Consider the following 14500-nt stretch of genomic DNA (forward strand, 5'->3'; position numbering starts at 1 on the left):
TGCATGAACAGACGAATCCTCCTGAACTGCGACATGGGCGAGAGCTTCGGCGCCTGGCAGATGGGCGACGATGCGCTCGCCATGCCGCTGGTCGATCAGGCCAACCTGGCCTGCGGCTTCCACGCCGCCGACCCCCTGACCATGCAACGCACCGTGGCCCTGGCGGTGCGGCACGGGGTGCGCATCGGTGCCCATCCGTCCTATCCCGACCTGGCCGGTTTCGGCCGCCGGCATCTAAGCTGCTCGCCCGAGGAGGTCACCGCCCTGGTGCTCTATCAGCTCGGCGCGCTGGAGGCCTTCTGCCGCGCCGCCGGCACCCAGCTGGCTTACGTCAAACCCCATGGTGCGCTGTACAACGACCTGGTGCGCGACGATGCCCTGTTCGCCGCCGTGCTGGAGGCCTGCGCCACCTACCGCAAGGGCCTGCCGTTGATGGTGTTGGCGCTGGCCGACAACCGCCGTGAACTGGAACTTGCCGATACTGCCGACGTGCCACTGATGTTCGAGGCGTTCGCCGACCGTGCGTATTTGGCCGATGGTCAGCTGGCGCCCCGGCGCCTGGCCGGTGCGGTGCACCATGAGCCGCAACGGATTCTCGACCAGGCCATGGCGATTGCTCACGGCGAGCCGTTCGCCGATATCGACGGCAAGCCCCTGCAACTGACCGCCGACAGCCTCTGCGTGCATGGTGACAATGCCGAGTCGCTGGCCGTGCTGCGCCGTCTGCGCGCGCAGCTGGACGCCTCGTGATTCGCCTGGAGCCGGCCGGCGCCGAGGCGCTGTTGCTGGTGTTGGCCGAGCAACCCGACGCACAGCTACCCTTGCGTATCGCCGCCTTGGCCGAGCAGGTTCGGCAGCGCTTCGGCCAGCAGCTGATCGACCTGGTGCCCGGTTGGACCAGCCTGCTGCTGCACTATGACCTGAGCCGTACCGACCACCTGACGCTGGCCCAGGGGCTGACGCCGCTGCTGGAGCAGTGGCTGAGCGACTCGCTCCCTGAACCACCGGCAACGCTGCATGAGATTCCGGTCTGGTACGCCGGCGAGGACCTGCAGGAGGTCGCCCGCCTGTGCAGTTTGAGCGTCGAGCAGGTGATCGAGCTGCACAGCGCCAGCGAATACCGGGTCGGTGCGATTGGTTTCGCGCCGGGCTTTGCCTACCTCGGCGAATTGCCCGAGCGCCTGGCCTTGCCACGCCGCGCCACGCCGCGCACGGTGGTGCCGGCCGGTAGCCTGGCGATCGCCGAGCGGCAGACGGCGATCTATCCGCAGGCCTCGCCCGGTGGCTGGCATTTGCTCGGCCTGTGTCCCTGGAGGCTGTTCGAGGCGGGGCGCGAGCCGCCCTGTCCGCTGGCGCTGGGCGACCGGGTGCGTTTCGTCGCCGTCGACGAGCAGTGTTATCGCGCCGAACGGAGCGGTCGGTGAAGGGCCTGCGGGTGCTCAAACCCGGGCCGTTGAGCCTGCTGCAGGATGGCGGGCGCTTTGGCTGGCAACACCTCGGCGTCTCCCCGGCCGGGCCGCTGGATCTGCACGCAGCGGCTTGGGCCAACCGCTTGCTCGGCAACCCCCGGGGCACGCCGCTGCTGGAAGTTGCCCTGGGCGATCTCGAACTGCTCGCCGAAGTGGACACCTGGGTCGCAGTGTGTGGCGCGGATACGCCGATCGGCATCGATGGCCAGACGCGCCCGGCCTGGTCGCGCTTCGCAGTGCGCGCCGGTCAGCGCCTCAAGCTGGGTTTCGTGCGCAGCGGTCAGCGCGCCTACCTGGCGGTGCCGGGTGGTTTTCGCGCGCCTGCGGTGCTGGGCAGCGTCAGCACGCAAGCGCGCGATGAACTCGGCGGACTGGACGGGTGTGGCAGTAAATTGCGTGCGGGCGATCTGTTGGCCTGTGCGCCGGCCCGCTTGGCGTTGGCGGCCAGCGTGCCCTGGACCTATCAACCGGATTACCGGGCAACGCCGGTGTTGCGGGTGATTACCGGGGGCGATGCGGCGGAGTTCGACGAAGACCAGTTGCAGGCCTTCTTCGCCCAGAGCTGGCAGCTCAGCCCACAGTCCGACCGCATGGGCGCGCGGCTGCAGGGTGAACCGCTGGTGACGCCTGAGCGGCAGTGGTCGTTGGGGGTTGCCAGCGGCGCCGTCCAGGTGCCGGCGGATGGTCAGCCGATCATCCTCATGGCGGATCGGCAGACCATGGGCGGCTACCCGCTGCTCGGTTGGCTGCATCCGCTCGACCTGAGCCGCCTGGCGCAGTGCCCCGCGCACCAGCATCTGCGCTTTATCGCCGTCAGCCTCAGCGACGCCCAAGACGAACTGCGTGAGTTCTATCGGTTCTTCGGGCGTTAGCTGGTCATCCTTGAGGACCTGATCGTCGCCGGCTAATCGCGGCCAAGGCCGCTTCCACGGGAGTCCCTCGATATGCCGAGTGTTGTGGCAGCGGCCTTGGCCGCGAAGCTGTTCCAGCGCGCACTCCCTGACGCTCAGCTATTGATCCTCTCCGCATGGTGGCAGGCCACTTGCCGTGCATCGAGCAAGCGCAGTTGCGGCACCTCGCTGTGGCAACGCTCGTTGGCGTAGGGGCAGCGCTGGTGGAAGGCGCAGCCGGACGGTGGGTCGAGGGGGTTGGGCAGCTCGCCGCTGATCTTGATCTTCGGCTTCGCCGGGTCCGGATGGATCGCCGGGGTGGCCGAGAGCAGCGCCTGGGTATAGGGGTGCAGCGGGCGCGCATAGATACGCTCGCTGGGGCCCATCTCTACCGGGCGGCCGAGGTACATCACCAGCACATCGTCGGCGACGTGACGCACCACCGAGAGGTTGTGCGAGATGAACACGTAGCCGGTGTTGAACTCCTCCTGCAGGTCCATGAACAGGTTGAGCACCTGGGCCTGAATCGACACGTCCAACGCCGAGGTCGGTTCGTCCGCCACCAGCACCTTGGGGTTGAGCATCATCGCCCGGGCCAGGGCGATGCGCTGGCGCTGACCGCCGGAGAACATGTGCGGGTAGCGCTGGTAGTGTTCGGGGCGCAGGCCAACCTGTTGCATCATCGCCTGCACCCGCTCGCGGCGTTCGCTGCGCGACAGCTGGGTGTTGATCAGCAGCGGTTCGCCCAGCTGATCGCCGATCTTCTGCCGTGGGTTGAGCGAGGCGAAGGGACTCTGGAACACCATCTGCACGTCACGGCGCAGTTGCTTGCGCTGGCTCTTGCTGGCACCTGTGACTTCCTGGCCGGCGATCTGCAGGCTACCGGAGCTGGGCTCCTCGATCAGGGTCAGGGCGCGTGCCAGGGTCGACTTGCCACAGCCGGATTCGCCGACCACGGCCAGGGTCTTGCCGGCTTGCAGCTCGAAAGACACACCGTTGAGCGCCTGCACACTGGCAGGCGGCTTGAACAGGCCGCGCGACACGGCGTAGTGACGGGTCAGGTCGCGGGCGGTGAGCACGGCATTAGGGGTTGCTGCGGCGCTCATCGGGCCACCTCCGTGTTCAGGTTGAGGGGGAAGAAACAGCGCACCGCGCCGCGTTGGTGTGGGTCCAGCGTCGGCCGTTGCTCGCTGCAGCGCGGCTGGGCATAGGGGCAGCGCGGCGACAACAGGCAGCCGTGCGGACGGTCGTAGCGGCCGGGGACTATGCCGGGCAATGTGCTCAGGCGCTTGGCGCCCAGCGAGTGCTCGGGAATCGCCTTGAGCAGCGCCTCGGTATAGGGGTGGGTCGGGGCGTCGAACAGCTCGGGCACGCTGCCCATCTCCACCGCTTGCCCGGCGTACATCACGCAGACACGCTGGGCGGTCTCGGCGACCACGGCGAGGTCGTGGGTGATCAGCACCAGGGCCATGTTCTGCTCGCGCTGCAAGTTGAGCAGCAGGTCCATGATCTGCGCCTGGATGGTCACGTCCAGCGCGGTGGTCGGTTCGTCGGCGATCAACAGCTTGGGTTCGCCGGCAATCGCCATGGCAATCGCCACGCGCTGGCTCATGCCGCCGGAGAGCTGATGCGGATAGGCATCCAGGCGGCTGGCGGCGGCGGGTATCTCGACCTTCTCCAGCAATTCCAGAGCCCTTTGGCGCGCGGCCTTGCCCTTCAAGCCGAGGTGCTCGCGCAGCACTTCCTCGATCTGGAAACCGACGGTGAAGCTCGGGTTGAGCGAGGTCATCGGATCCTGGAAGACCATCGCCAGATCCTTGCCGACGATGTGCCGGCGCTGCTTGCCCTTCAGCCGCAGCATGTCGGTGCCGTCGAACTGCAGGCTGTCGGCCGTGACCCTGCCCGGGGCTTCGATCAGCCCCATCAGCGCCATCATGGTCACCGATTTGCCGGAGCCGGACTCGCCGACTATGGCCAGGACTTCACCGGCGTCGACCTGCAGGTCGAGACCGTCGACCACCGGTACGGCACTGGCGTCGCCGAAGCGCACGGATAGGTTCTTGATGTCGAGGAGGTTCACAGGGTGTGCTCCAGCGTGTAGCCCGGATGCAATCCGGGGCGATTCATGGGGGGCGGTTGCGGATGCCATCCGGGCTGCTTGATCGTTCATCCGGCGCTCCTCAGACGGCATTCTTGAGTTTCGGGTCCAGCGCGTCGCGCAGGCCGTCGCCCATCAGGTTGATCGCCAGCACGCTGAGCAGAATGGTCAGGCCGGGCAAGGAGACCACCCACCAGGCGCGCTCGATGTAGTCGCGCGCCGAGGCTAGCATGGTGCCCCACTCGGGCGTGGGCGGTTGCACGCCGAGGCCGAGGAAGCCCAGGGCGGCGGCGTCGAGAATCGCCGAGGAGAAACTCAGGGTGGCCTGGACGATCAGCGGCGCCATGCAGTTGGGCAGCACGGTGACGAACATCAGGCGCAGCAGGCCGGCGCCGGCCAGGCGCGAGGCGGTCACGTAGTCGCGGTGCAGTTCGCCCATCACCGCCGCGCGGGTCAGGCGCACGTAGGCCGGCAACGAGACTATGGCGATGGCGATCACCGTGTTGATCAGGCCTGGGCCGAGGATGGCGACGATGGCCACCGCCAGCAGCAGCGAGGGCAGGGCCAGCATCACGTCCATCAGGCGCATGATCGAGGGCCCGAGCAGGCGCGGGAAGAAGCCGGCGGTGAGGCCCAGAAGGATGCCGGGGATCAGCGACATCAGCACCGAGGCCAGGCCGATCAGCAGCGACAGGCGCGCGCCATGGATCAGCCGCGAGAGCAGGTCGCGGCCCAGTTCATCGGTGCCGAGGAGGAACTGCGTCTGGCCGCCTTCCAGCCAGGCCGGTGGGGTGAGGAGGAAGTCGCGGAACTGCTCGCTGGGGTTGAACGGCGCGACCCAGGGGGCGAACAGCGCGCAGAACACCACCAGCAGCATGAACAGCAGGCCGGCCACGGCGCCCTTGTTGTGGGCGAAGGCCTGCCAGAATTCCTTGAGCGGCGAGGGGTATAGCAGGCTTTGGTCGATGACGGGTGTAATGGTTTCAGTTGTCATAGTGGGCTCCGTAGAACCTGTTCATGGCCTCGCGAGCTAGAGCGAGACAAGGAAAAATTTGTCGAGAGAGCGCACGACTGCATGGATGCAGGAGTTAGAGCGAAGCAGGATGCCCGAGCCGGGTTTGCTTGCTGCAAATGAGCATCTCGAGACGGATTTTGACGCGGTATCGCCGACGCGCAGCAGGTCATGGGCAGATTCTCAGCGCTGATGGCGAATGCGTGGATTGGCCAGGCCATAGAGGATGTCCACCACGAAGTTGACCAGGATCACCAGGCAGGCGATCAGCAGGATGCCGTTCTGCACCACCGGGTAGTCGCGCGCGCCAATCGACTCGATCAGCCACTTGCCGATACCCGGCCAGGAGAAGATGGTCTCGGTCAGCACCGCGCCAGCCAGCAGGGCGCCGACTTGCAGGCCGAACACCGTGAGCACCGGGATCAGCGCGTTGCGCAGGCCGTGCACGAAGACCACGCGAGCCGGCGACAGGCCCTTGGCGCGGGCGGTGCGCACGTAATCCTCACGCAGCACTTCGAGCATCGCCGAGCGGGTCATCCGCGCGATCACCGCCAGGGGAATGGTGCCGAGCACCACGGCCGGCAGAATCAAGTGCTGCAGCGCATCGACGAAGGCGCCTTCCTCGTCCGAGAGCAGGCTGTCGATCAGCATGAAACCGGTCACCGGCGGGATGTCGTAGAGCAGGTCGATGCGCCCGGACACCGGGGTCCAGCCCAGGCCCACGGAGAAGAACATGATCAGCAGCAGGCCCCACCAGAAGATCGGCATGGAGTAGCCGGTCAAGGCGATGCCCATCACCCCGTGGTCGAACAGCGAGCCGCGTTTCAGGGCGGCGATTACCCCGGCGGTCAGTCCCAGGGTGCCGGCGAACAGCAGCGCGGCCAGCGACAGTTCCAGGGTGGCGGGGAACAGGGTGAGGAACTCGTTCCACACGCTGGTGCGGGTGCGCAGCGATTCGCCCAGGTCGCCCTGGGCCAGGTCGCCGATGTAGTCGAGGTACTGGGCATACAGCGGCTTGTTCAGGCCCAGGCGCTCCATGGCCTCGGCGTGCATCTGTGGGTCGACCCGGCGTTCACCCATCATCACCTCCACCGGATCGCCCGGAATCAGGCGGATCAAGGCGAAGGTCAACAGGGTGACCCCGAAGAATGTGGGGATCAGCAGCCCCAGGCGTCTGGCTATGAAGGACAACATGTGGTGTCAGTACTCCAACGGTTGGATCGGCGCGTCGGGCTGCATGGCCCGGCGCTGTTGTTGTAGGGGGTTATGCAGTCTTGCGTAGCCCGAATGAAATCCGGGGACTGCTCTAGGTAGTTGCGAAATGGTTTTCCCGGATTGCATCCGGGCTACGGGGTTTGTGCTCATTGTCGTGTCACCCGGGCAAAATTGTTCGAGCCCATGGGGCTGAGGACGAAGCCCTTGACCTCGCGGCGCAGCGCACTGAACTGCTTGGGGTGGGCCAGGGCAATCCAGGGCGCCTGCTCATGGAAGATGGCCAGGGCCTGGCGGTACAGCGCGGCGCGTTGCGCCGGCGCCTGCACCTGGCGGGCCTGGCCGATCAGCGCGTCGAACTGCGCATCGCACCAGCCGGCCTGGTTTTCCCCGGACGTGGCCGCGGCGCAGGACAGGTTGGGGGTGAGGAAGTTGTCCGGGTCGCCGTTGTCGCCGGCCCAGCCCATGAACACCAGGTCGTGTTCGCCATTCTTCGCCCGCTTGATCAGCTCGCCCCACTCGAACATGCGGATATCGGCCTGGATGCCGATGGCCGCGAGATCGGCCTGCAGCATCTGCGCGCCTATGCCCGGGTTGGGATTGGTCGGGCCGCCGCCGGGCCGGGTCCAGATCGACAGTTTGAAGCCATTCTGCTGCCCGGCGTCCTGGAGCAGCTGGCGCGCGCGGGCCGGATCGTGCGGCCAGGGGCTGAGCTGGGGATTAAAGCCGAGCAGGGTAGCGGGGTAGGGCGCCAGCGCCGGGCTGGCGCCGCCTTCGCCGTATTGCGCGCGCAGGTAAGCCGCGCGGTCGAAGGCCAGATTGAGCGCCTGGCGCACCCGCACATCGTTCAGCGGCGGGTGGCGGGTGTTGATGCCGATGTAAGCGGTCAGCAGCGAGTCCAGCTCGAGCACCTGCAGCGCGGGATCGGCTTTCAGCGCGGGGATATCCACCGGACGCGGGTACAGGGCGATCTGGCAGTCGTCGGCCTTGAGTTTCTGCTGGCGCACATTGGGCTCTGGCGTGATGGCGAAAATCAGTCGCTGCAGCGTCGGCGCACCCTGCCAATACTGCGGATTGCCGCGGTAGCGGACCTGGGCGTCCTTGGCGTAGCGCTCGAAGACGAACGGGCCGGTGCCGATCGGCTGACTGTTGAGCCGTTCCGGCGTGCCGGCCTGGAGTAGCTGGTCGGCATATTCGGCGGAGTAGATCGAGGCGAAACCCATGGCCAGGTCGGCCAGGAACGGCGCCTCCGGGTGCCTGAGGACGAAGCGCACGCGGTAGTCGTCGAGTCGCTCGATGCGCTCGATCAGCGCCGCCATGCCCATGGCTTCGGCGTAGGGAAAGCCGCGCAGCGATTGCGCGTGCCAGGGGTGCTGCGGATCGAGCTGGCGCTGGAAACTCCAGAGCACGTCGTCGGCGTTGAAGTCGCGGCTCGGGGTGAACCAGGCGGTGCTGTGGAATTTCACCCCGTGGCGCAGGTGAAAGGTGTAGCTCAGGCCATTGGCGGACACCTCCCAGCGCTCGGCCAGGCCGGGAACCAGCTGGGTAGTGCCGGGGGCGAAAGCCACCAGGCGCTCGAAGAGGGTTTCCGCCGAGGCGTCGGCGGTTGTGGCGGCGGTGTATTGGACAATATCGAAGCCTTCCGGACTGGCTTCGGTACAGACCACCAGATCGTCACTGGCGGCATAGGTCTGGCTGGCAGCGGCGAAGGCGCCACTCAACAGCAGGTGGATCAACAAGCGTGGGCAGTTCGGCATGGCGCTTCCCCGAAGGACGGCAGTGCGGATCAGTAGCAGCCGGATAGGCCGCTCTGGCACGGAGCCCGAGCCGGCGGGTAACCGGCTCGGGTGTTCACTTTGGGTGTGTTACTTGCCGACGCTGACGCCGTAGAACGAGTTGAGTGCAAATGGACTGATTTTGAAGTCCTGCACGTTCTTGCGCATCGGTTGGTACACCGTGGAGTGGGCGATCGGGGTGATCGGCACTTGGGCCTTGAGGATGTGTTGGGCCTGCTTGTACAGCTTGGTACGTTCGGCGGTGTCGGTGGTGCGCTTGGCCGCTTTGACTAGCTTGTCGTAGGAGGCATCGCACCACTTGGAGAAGTTGTTGCCGTCCACCGCATCGCAGCCGTAGAGGGTGCCCAGCCAGTTGTCCGGGTCGCCGTTGTCACCGCTCCAGCCGATCAGCATGGCGTCGTGCTCGCCGGCCTTGGCGCGCTTGAGGTACTCGCCCCATTCGTAGGTGACGATTTTCACCTTGATGCCGACCTTGGCCCAGTCAGACTGGAGCATCTCGGCCATCAGCTTGGCATTGGGGTTGTAGGGGCGCTGCACCGGCATGGCCCACAAGGTGATCTCTGTGCCTTCCTTGACCCCGGCATCTTTCAGCAGTTGCTTGGCTTTTTCCGGGTTGTAGCCGGCGTCCTTGATGGTCTCGTCGTAGGACCACTGGGTCGGCGGCATGCCGTTGACCGCCAGTTGCCCGGCACTCTGGTACACGGCGTCGATGATCCCCTGTTTGTTCACCGCCATGTCCAGCGCCTGGCGTACTTCCAGCTTGTCCAGTGGCTTATGGGTCACGTTGTAGGCGATATAGCCATCGTTGAAGCCCGGTTGTGACGGCATCTTGATGTTTGGATCTTTCTTCAGCGACTCCAGGTCGGCGGGACGAGGGAACAGGGTGACCTGGCACTCGCCGGCCTTGAGTTTCTGCATGCGCACCGAGGCGTCGGTGTTGATGGCGAAGATCAGGTTGTCGATCTTCACGTCATCGGGCTTCCAGTAGTCCTTGTTGCCGGTGAAGCGGATCTGCGAGTCCTTCTGGTAACGCTTGAACACGAAGGGCCCGGTGCCGATCGGTTTCTGGTTGATGTCGGCGGCCTTACCGGCCTTGAGTAGCTGATCGGCATATTCGGCCGACTGGATTGAGGCGAAGCTCATCGCCAGGTTCTGGATAAAGGCGGCGTCCACTTCATTGAGGGTGAACTTGACGGTCTGGTCGTCGAGCTTCTCAAGCTTGGCGATGTTGGCGTCCATACCCATGTCGGTGAAGTACGGGAACTCGGTGGGGTAGGCCTTACGGAACGGATGATTCTTGTCGAGCATGCGCTGGAAGGTGAACAGCACGTCGTCGGCGTTGAACTCGCGACTCGGTTTGAAGTAGCTGGTGGTGTGGAACTTGACGCCTGGGCGCAGATGGAAGGTGTAGCTCAGGCCATCGTCGGCGATGTCCCACTTCTCCGCCAAACCGGGAATCACGGCGGTGCCGCCGCGCTCGAACTGGGTCAGGCGGTTGAACACGGTTTCCGCTGAGGCGTCGAAGTCGGTACCGGTGGTGTACAGGCCCGGGTCGAACCCGGCGGGACTGCCTTCGGAGCAGTACACCAGGTTACTGGCGGCGTGGGCGAAGGGTGCACTGGCGATCAGCCCAGCAGCAAGGAGGAACGGAATGACGGCGTGTTTACGCATGGTGGCCTCATATTGTTGTCATTTTCGTCGAGGAGCGGCCTTGTGGGCCGAACCGGAGTCAAACTATGCAGGGGCTATGCCGAGCGCAAGTCGTCCGGTGGCGTTCAGTGTAGAAGCTGCGACAAGTTTGTCCGCGGATGTCGCATTTCTGTAAAAAAACAGGATTTTTTGTAGGGAAATAAAGGTTTGTTATAGGGACTTATGACGGGTATCGATTGGTGCCGCAAGAACAGCGGTTTGAATGCGACTATTGTTTATATCTAATTGATTTTAATTGGTTTTTATTTTCAATCAGGGTTCTCCGAGCAACTCTTGTTGAGTCGTTCGGAGACACTTTGGTGCGCGGGTGTAACGAATCAGGGCATCTGCACTTCGATGACGCCGTCGGCATTGACCGTCACCTGGCTGGTGCCGGCTTCGATCTCTGGCGTCGGCGCCGCCTCCATCATCGCCATGCCTTTGCCGCGTGCCATGTGCATCGGCATCGGTGGCTGGAAACCGCTACTGTTGAGGTTCAGGCTGACCAGCTTGTAGCCGCTGCCGCCGAGCGCTTCGGTCGCCAGTTGGGCGCGGGCCTGGAAGGCCGCCACGGCGTCTTTGAGCAGGGCATCTTCATGGGTCTTACGGGTGGCTGTGGCAATGCTGAACTCCATACCAGCCATCTTCAGTTCTTTGAGCATCTCGCCGGTCAGCTTCGACAGCGCGGTGAAGTCGGCGCTTTCCAGGCGCAGTTCGGCGCGCTCGCGCCAGGCAGTGATCTTCTGCCCCTTGTCGTCATACACCGGGTAGCTGTTGCGGCTGCCGAGGGCGACCTTGACCTCTTTGACGGCGCGCGCTTGAGTGACCGCGTCGTTCAACGTACGGGTGATCTCGGCGGCCAGTTTGGCCGGGTCGCTGTGCTGCGCCTCGCTGTAGAGGGTGACGTGCATCAGGTCGTGAGTGATTTCCTGGCTGACTTCGGCGCGCAAGGCGATCTGGTTGTAGCGCGCCTCATCGGCCTGTGCCGCTAGGCTGAACAGGGCAACGGCGCCGAAGGCGAGGGCTCTGGTGAGACGAGATAATGGCTGCATAACGGTTCCTTGTGAGCAACTGCGCACGGGATGTGCGGGGTGTTCGGGAGGGTAGACGTAGTTATCCGACTATTCGGGTTAAGCGAGGTTCCTGATTGACTCGGCCGCCGCTACGGGGTTATTGCCGCGTTGCTGCGGCCAGTTGCCGCAGTGGGCGAGCGGGAGCCTTGGTTATACTCGCCAGGCTCGGTAACCGAGTCCTTTGGAGAGTCTATGCTCGCACCCGTGCAGTTGTTGTCGGCCAGTCGGCAAAATCTTTGGCGTCTGACCCTGATCCGCATCCTGGTCCTGGCGGCCCAGGCGGGCTCGGTGGGCCTGGCCTACAACTCGGGGTTGCTGCCGCTGCCCTGGCTGGAGCTGAGCGTCACGCTGGGCGTCTCGCTGGTCCTGTGCCTGCTCACGGCCCTGCGCCTGCGCGGACCCTGGCCGGTGACCGAGCAGGAGTACGCGGTGCAACTGGGTTGCGACCTGATCATTCACAGCGTGTTGCTGTATTACTCCGGCGGTTCGACCAACCCCTTCGTCTCCTATTACCTGGTGCCGCTGACCATCGCCGCGGCGACCTTGCCCTGGCTGTACACCATCACCCTGTCGGGGCTGGCGCTGGCCGGCTACACGCTGTTGCTGATGTGGTCGCATCCGCTGCAATTGCCCCCCGGCCCACGCGAGAGCCTGTTGATCTACGGCATGTGGCTAAGCTTCGCCCTGGCCGCGGCACTGATCACCTTCTTCGTCGCGAAGATGGCCGAGGAGTTGCGTCAGCAGGAGCAGCACCGCGCCGAGCGGCGCGAGGAGGGCCTGCGCGATCAGCAGTTGCTCGCCGTCGCCACCCAGGCCGCCGGCGCCGCCCATGAGCTGGGCACCCCGCTGGCGACCATGAGCGTGCTGATCAAGGAGCTGCGCCGCGAGCATCAGGAGCCGATGCTGCAAGAGGATCTGGCGGTGCTGCAGGAGCAGGTCAAGCTGTGCAAGGAGACCCTGCAGCAGCTGGTGCGCGCCGCCGAGGCGGATCGGCGTCAGGCGATAGTCGAGCAGTCCAGTGTCGAATGGCTGGAAACCACCCTCAATCGCTGGCACCTGATGCGCCCGGAGGCCAGCTACCGCTACCAGTGTCTGGGGCGCGGAGCAGCGCCGCGGCTGATGCCGCCGGCGGACCTCACCCAGGCGCTGCTCAATCTGTTGAACAATGCCGCCGACGCCTGCCCGGACAAGCTGGATATCCGCCTCGACTGGGATCATCAGTGGCTGCGCCTGAGCATCCGCGATTTTGGCGACGGTGTGCCGCTGGCGATTGCCGAGCAACTCGGCCGGCCGTTCTTCACCACCAAGGGCAAGGGCTTCGGTCTCGGTCTGTTTCTCAGCCAGGCCAGTGTCACCCGTGCCGGCGGCACGGTAAAACTGTATAACCACGAAGAAGGCGGCACGCTCACCGAGCTCAAGTTGCCGCGCGCCTATGGTCGGGCCTGAATCAGGCCAGCAAGGAGTGAATATGAGCGAAGAACCCCTGTTGGACGGCGAAGAAAAACCGCACCTGCTGCTGGTCGATGACGACCCGACGTTTACCCGGGTCATGGCGCGTGCCATGAGCAGCCGGGGCCTGCGGGTGTCCACCGCCAGTTCGGCCGAGGAAGGGCTGAAACTGGCCGAGCAGGACCTGCCGGATTACGCGGTACTCGACTTGAAGATGGAGGGCGACTCCGGGCTGGTGCTGCTGCCCAAGCTGCTCGAGTTGGATGCGGAGATGCGCGTGGTGATCCTCACCGGTTATTCGAGCATCGCCACCGCGGTGGAGGCGATCAAACGCGGCGCGACCAATTACCTGTGCAAGCCGGCCGATGCCGACGACGTGCTCACCGCCTTGCTCTCCGAACACGCCGACCTGGACAGCCTGGTCCCGGAAAACCCGATGTCGGTGGACCGCCTGCAATGGGAGCATATCCAGCGCGTGCTGGCCGAGCACGAAGGCAACATCTCCGCCACCGCTCGCGCGCTGGGCATGCATCGGCGCACCCTGCAGCGCAAATTGCAGAAGCGTCCGGTACGTCGCTGACGGGCTGTAGCTCGGCTCAAACCGTAGCCCGGATGCAATCCGGGAACGCTACGGTACGGCTGAGCACCTGTCCCGGATTGCATCCGGGCTACGCGCAGACTCTCGCCCGCGTAGCCAGCTCGACGATCTCGCGGGCCTTCTAGCCAGGCCTTCTCGCAGCCCCTAAACTCGGCGGCCTTGCTCATTAGTGGCCTCCGTCATGCTCGCCGTCGTCCAGCAAACCCTCGGCATCACCGCACCGGTTTTCGCCATGCTGTTTCTCGGCGTGGCGCTGAAGCGCCTCGGCTGGATCGATGTGGCCTTCATCAACACCGCCTCGGCGCTGGTGTTTCGCGGCACCATGCCCACCCTGATGTTTCTCGGCATCATCAAGGCCGACCTGCAGACGGCGTTGCGTCCGGCCCTGCTCGGCTACTTCGTGCTGGCGACCCTGACCTGCTTCCTGCTGATCTGGGGCTGGGCCCTGTGGCGCTGCCCCAAGGTGGATCGCGGCATCTATGTACAGGGGGCGTTTCGCGGCAACAACGGCATCGTCGGCCTGGCCCTGGCCACCAGCCTGTACGGCGATTACGGCTTGTCGGTCGGCAGCGTGCTGGCCGGTCTGGTGATCCTTTGCTACAACGTGCTGGCGGCGATGATCCTGGCCATCTACAGCCCGGACGCCAAGTCCGATCCCTGGGCCATCTGCCAAAGTATCCTGCGTAATCCGCTGATCATCGGGGTGGTCGCGGCCATACCGTTCGCCTACTGGCGCGTGCCCCTGCCGGACTGGCTGATGACCTCGGGCCAGTATTTCGCGCAGATGACCCTGCCGCTGGCGCTGATCTGCATTGGCGGAACCCTGACCCTGGCCACGCTGCGCGCGAGCAGTGGCATCGCCCTCAGTTCGAGCCTGATGAAGATGGTCTGGCAGCCGCTGCTGGCGACCCTGGGCGCCTGGTTGTGCGGCTTTCGGGATGCCGATCTGGCGATCCTGTTTCTCTACTTCGCCAGCCCCACTGCCGCCGCCAGCTTCGTCATGGCGCGGGCCTACAACGGCAATCATCAACTGGCGGCGGTGATCGTGGTGATCACCACCCTGGCGGCGGTGCTGACCATCAATGTCGGCTTGCTGCTGCTGCAGTGGGCCGGCTGGATCTAGTGTTCTGTCCCTCAAATAACTACTATTAATCGAGTGTATTGAGGGGCGGAGGCGGGGCTATGAGAACAGGCCGACCGAAGGCTGAGCTGGT

General features: G+C 65.0%; 13 protein-coding genes. 6 read left to right on the forward strand and 7 right to left on the reverse strand.

The genetic code is table 11. From position 1 onward, the window contains the following. The first annotated feature begins 3 nt into the window (after nucleotides 1-3). From FBY03_RS17960 to FBY03_RS17970, 3 genes are read left to right on the forward strand one after another with little or no spacing between them, the layout of a single operon-like run. Complete coding sequence (locus tag FBY03_RS17960; protein WP_147173723.1) at nucleotides 4-750, forward strand: 5-oxoprolinase subunit PxpA; 747 nt, start codon at nucleotides 4-6, stop codon at nucleotides 748-750. Further along, nucleotides 747-1424 carry a 5-oxoprolinase subunit PxpB gene (gene pxpB / locus FBY03_RS17965; protein ID WP_147173724.1) on the forward strand — a complete coding sequence of 226 codons (678 nt, stop codon included), beginning with the start codon at nucleotides 747-749 and terminating at the stop codon, nucleotides 1422-1424. The genes FBY03_RS17960 and pxpB overlap by 4 nt, the downstream gene beginning before the upstream one ends. Next, the gene (locus tag FBY03_RS17970; protein WP_147173725.1) at nucleotides 1421-2341 is read left to right on the forward strand and encodes a biotin-dependent carboxyltransferase family protein; all 921 of its coding nucleotides are present in this window, start codon (nucleotides 1421-1423) and stop codon (nucleotides 2339-2341) included. Before pxpB ends, FBY03_RS17970 begins: the two co-directional genes overlap by 4 nt. A gap of 134 nt (nucleotides 2342-2475) precedes the next feature. Here the strand turns inward: FBY03_RS17970 and FBY03_RS17975 are convergent, their stop codons facing one another. The 7 genes from FBY03_RS17975 to FBY03_RS18005 form a co-directional block, all read right to left on the reverse strand. After that, on the reverse strand, nucleotides 2476-3465 hold the full coding sequence (locus FBY03_RS17975; protein ID WP_147173726.1) for a peptide ABC transporter ATP-binding protein: 990 nt from the start codon (nucleotides 3463-3465) through the stop codon (nucleotides 2476-2478). Further along, on the reverse strand, nucleotides 3462-4439 hold the full coding sequence (locus tag FBY03_RS17980; RefSeq protein ID WP_147173727.1) for an ABC transporter ATP-binding protein: 978 nt from the start codon (nucleotides 4437-4439) through the stop codon (nucleotides 3462-3464). The genes FBY03_RS17975 and FBY03_RS17980 overlap by 4 nt, the downstream gene beginning before the upstream one ends. 100 nt (nucleotides 4440-4539) lie before the next feature. Further along, nucleotides 4540-5451 (reverse strand): ABC transporter permease subunit, encoded by a 912-nt coding sequence (locus FBY03_RS17985; protein WP_147173728.1) that lies wholly within the window; start codon nucleotides 5449-5451, stop codon nucleotides 4540-4542. A 201-nt stretch (nucleotides 5452-5652) separates the two neighbouring features. Then, on the reverse strand, nucleotides 5653-6663 hold the full coding sequence (locus FBY03_RS17990; protein ID WP_147173729.1) for an ABC transporter permease subunit: 1011 nt from the start codon (nucleotides 6661-6663) through the stop codon (nucleotides 5653-5655). Nucleotides 6664-6830: 167 nt separating this feature from the next. Next, a complete protein-coding gene (locus FBY03_RS17995; protein WP_147173730.1) occupies nucleotides 6831-8438 on the reverse strand; it encodes an ABC transporter substrate-binding protein in 1608 nt (535 codons plus the stop codon). 108 nt (nucleotides 8439-8546) lie between these two features. Further along, complete coding sequence (locus tag FBY03_RS18000) at nucleotides 8547-10148, reverse strand: ABC transporter substrate-binding protein (protein WP_147173731.1); 1602 nt, start codon at nucleotides 10146-10148, stop codon at nucleotides 8547-8549. 356 nt (nucleotides 10149-10504) lie between these two features. Further along, entirely contained in the window at nucleotides 10505-11218 is a 714-nt protein-coding gene (locus FBY03_RS18005; RefSeq protein ID WP_147173732.1) for an SIMPL domain-containing protein, read from the reverse strand. Nucleotides 11219-11431: 213 nt separating this feature from the next. Between FBY03_RS18005 and FBY03_RS18010 the strand changes: the two genes are divergently transcribed. The 3 genes from FBY03_RS18010 to FBY03_RS18020 all read left to right on the forward strand — a co-directional run bounded on the left by FBY03_RS18010 (nucleotide 11432) and on the right by FBY03_RS18020 (nucleotide 14409). Further along, on the forward strand, nucleotides 11432-12685 hold the full coding sequence (locus tag FBY03_RS18010; RefSeq protein ID WP_147173733.1) for an ATP-binding protein: 1254 nt from the start codon (nucleotides 11432-11434) through the stop codon (nucleotides 12683-12685). A 22-nt stretch (nucleotides 12686-12707) separates the two neighbouring features. Then, nucleotides 12708-13268, forward strand: coding sequence for a response regulator transcription factor (locus FBY03_RS18015; RefSeq protein ID WP_147173734.1), 561 nt, complete (start codon nucleotides 12708-12710; stop codon nucleotides 13266-13268). Nucleotides 13269-13467: 199 nt separating this feature from the next. Next, nucleotides 13468-14409 carry an AEC family transporter gene (locus tag FBY03_RS18020; protein ID WP_147173735.1) on the forward strand — a complete coding sequence of 314 codons (942 nt, stop codon included), beginning with the start codon at nucleotides 13468-13470 and terminating at the stop codon, nucleotides 14407-14409. Nucleotides 14410-14500: the final 91 nt, after the last annotated feature.

This window comes from Pseudomonas sp. SJZ079 (genome assembly GCF_007993865.1).
In the GTDB taxonomy this organism is placed as follows: Bacteria; Pseudomonadota; Gammaproteobacteria; order Pseudomonadales; family Pseudomonadaceae; genus Aquipseudomonas.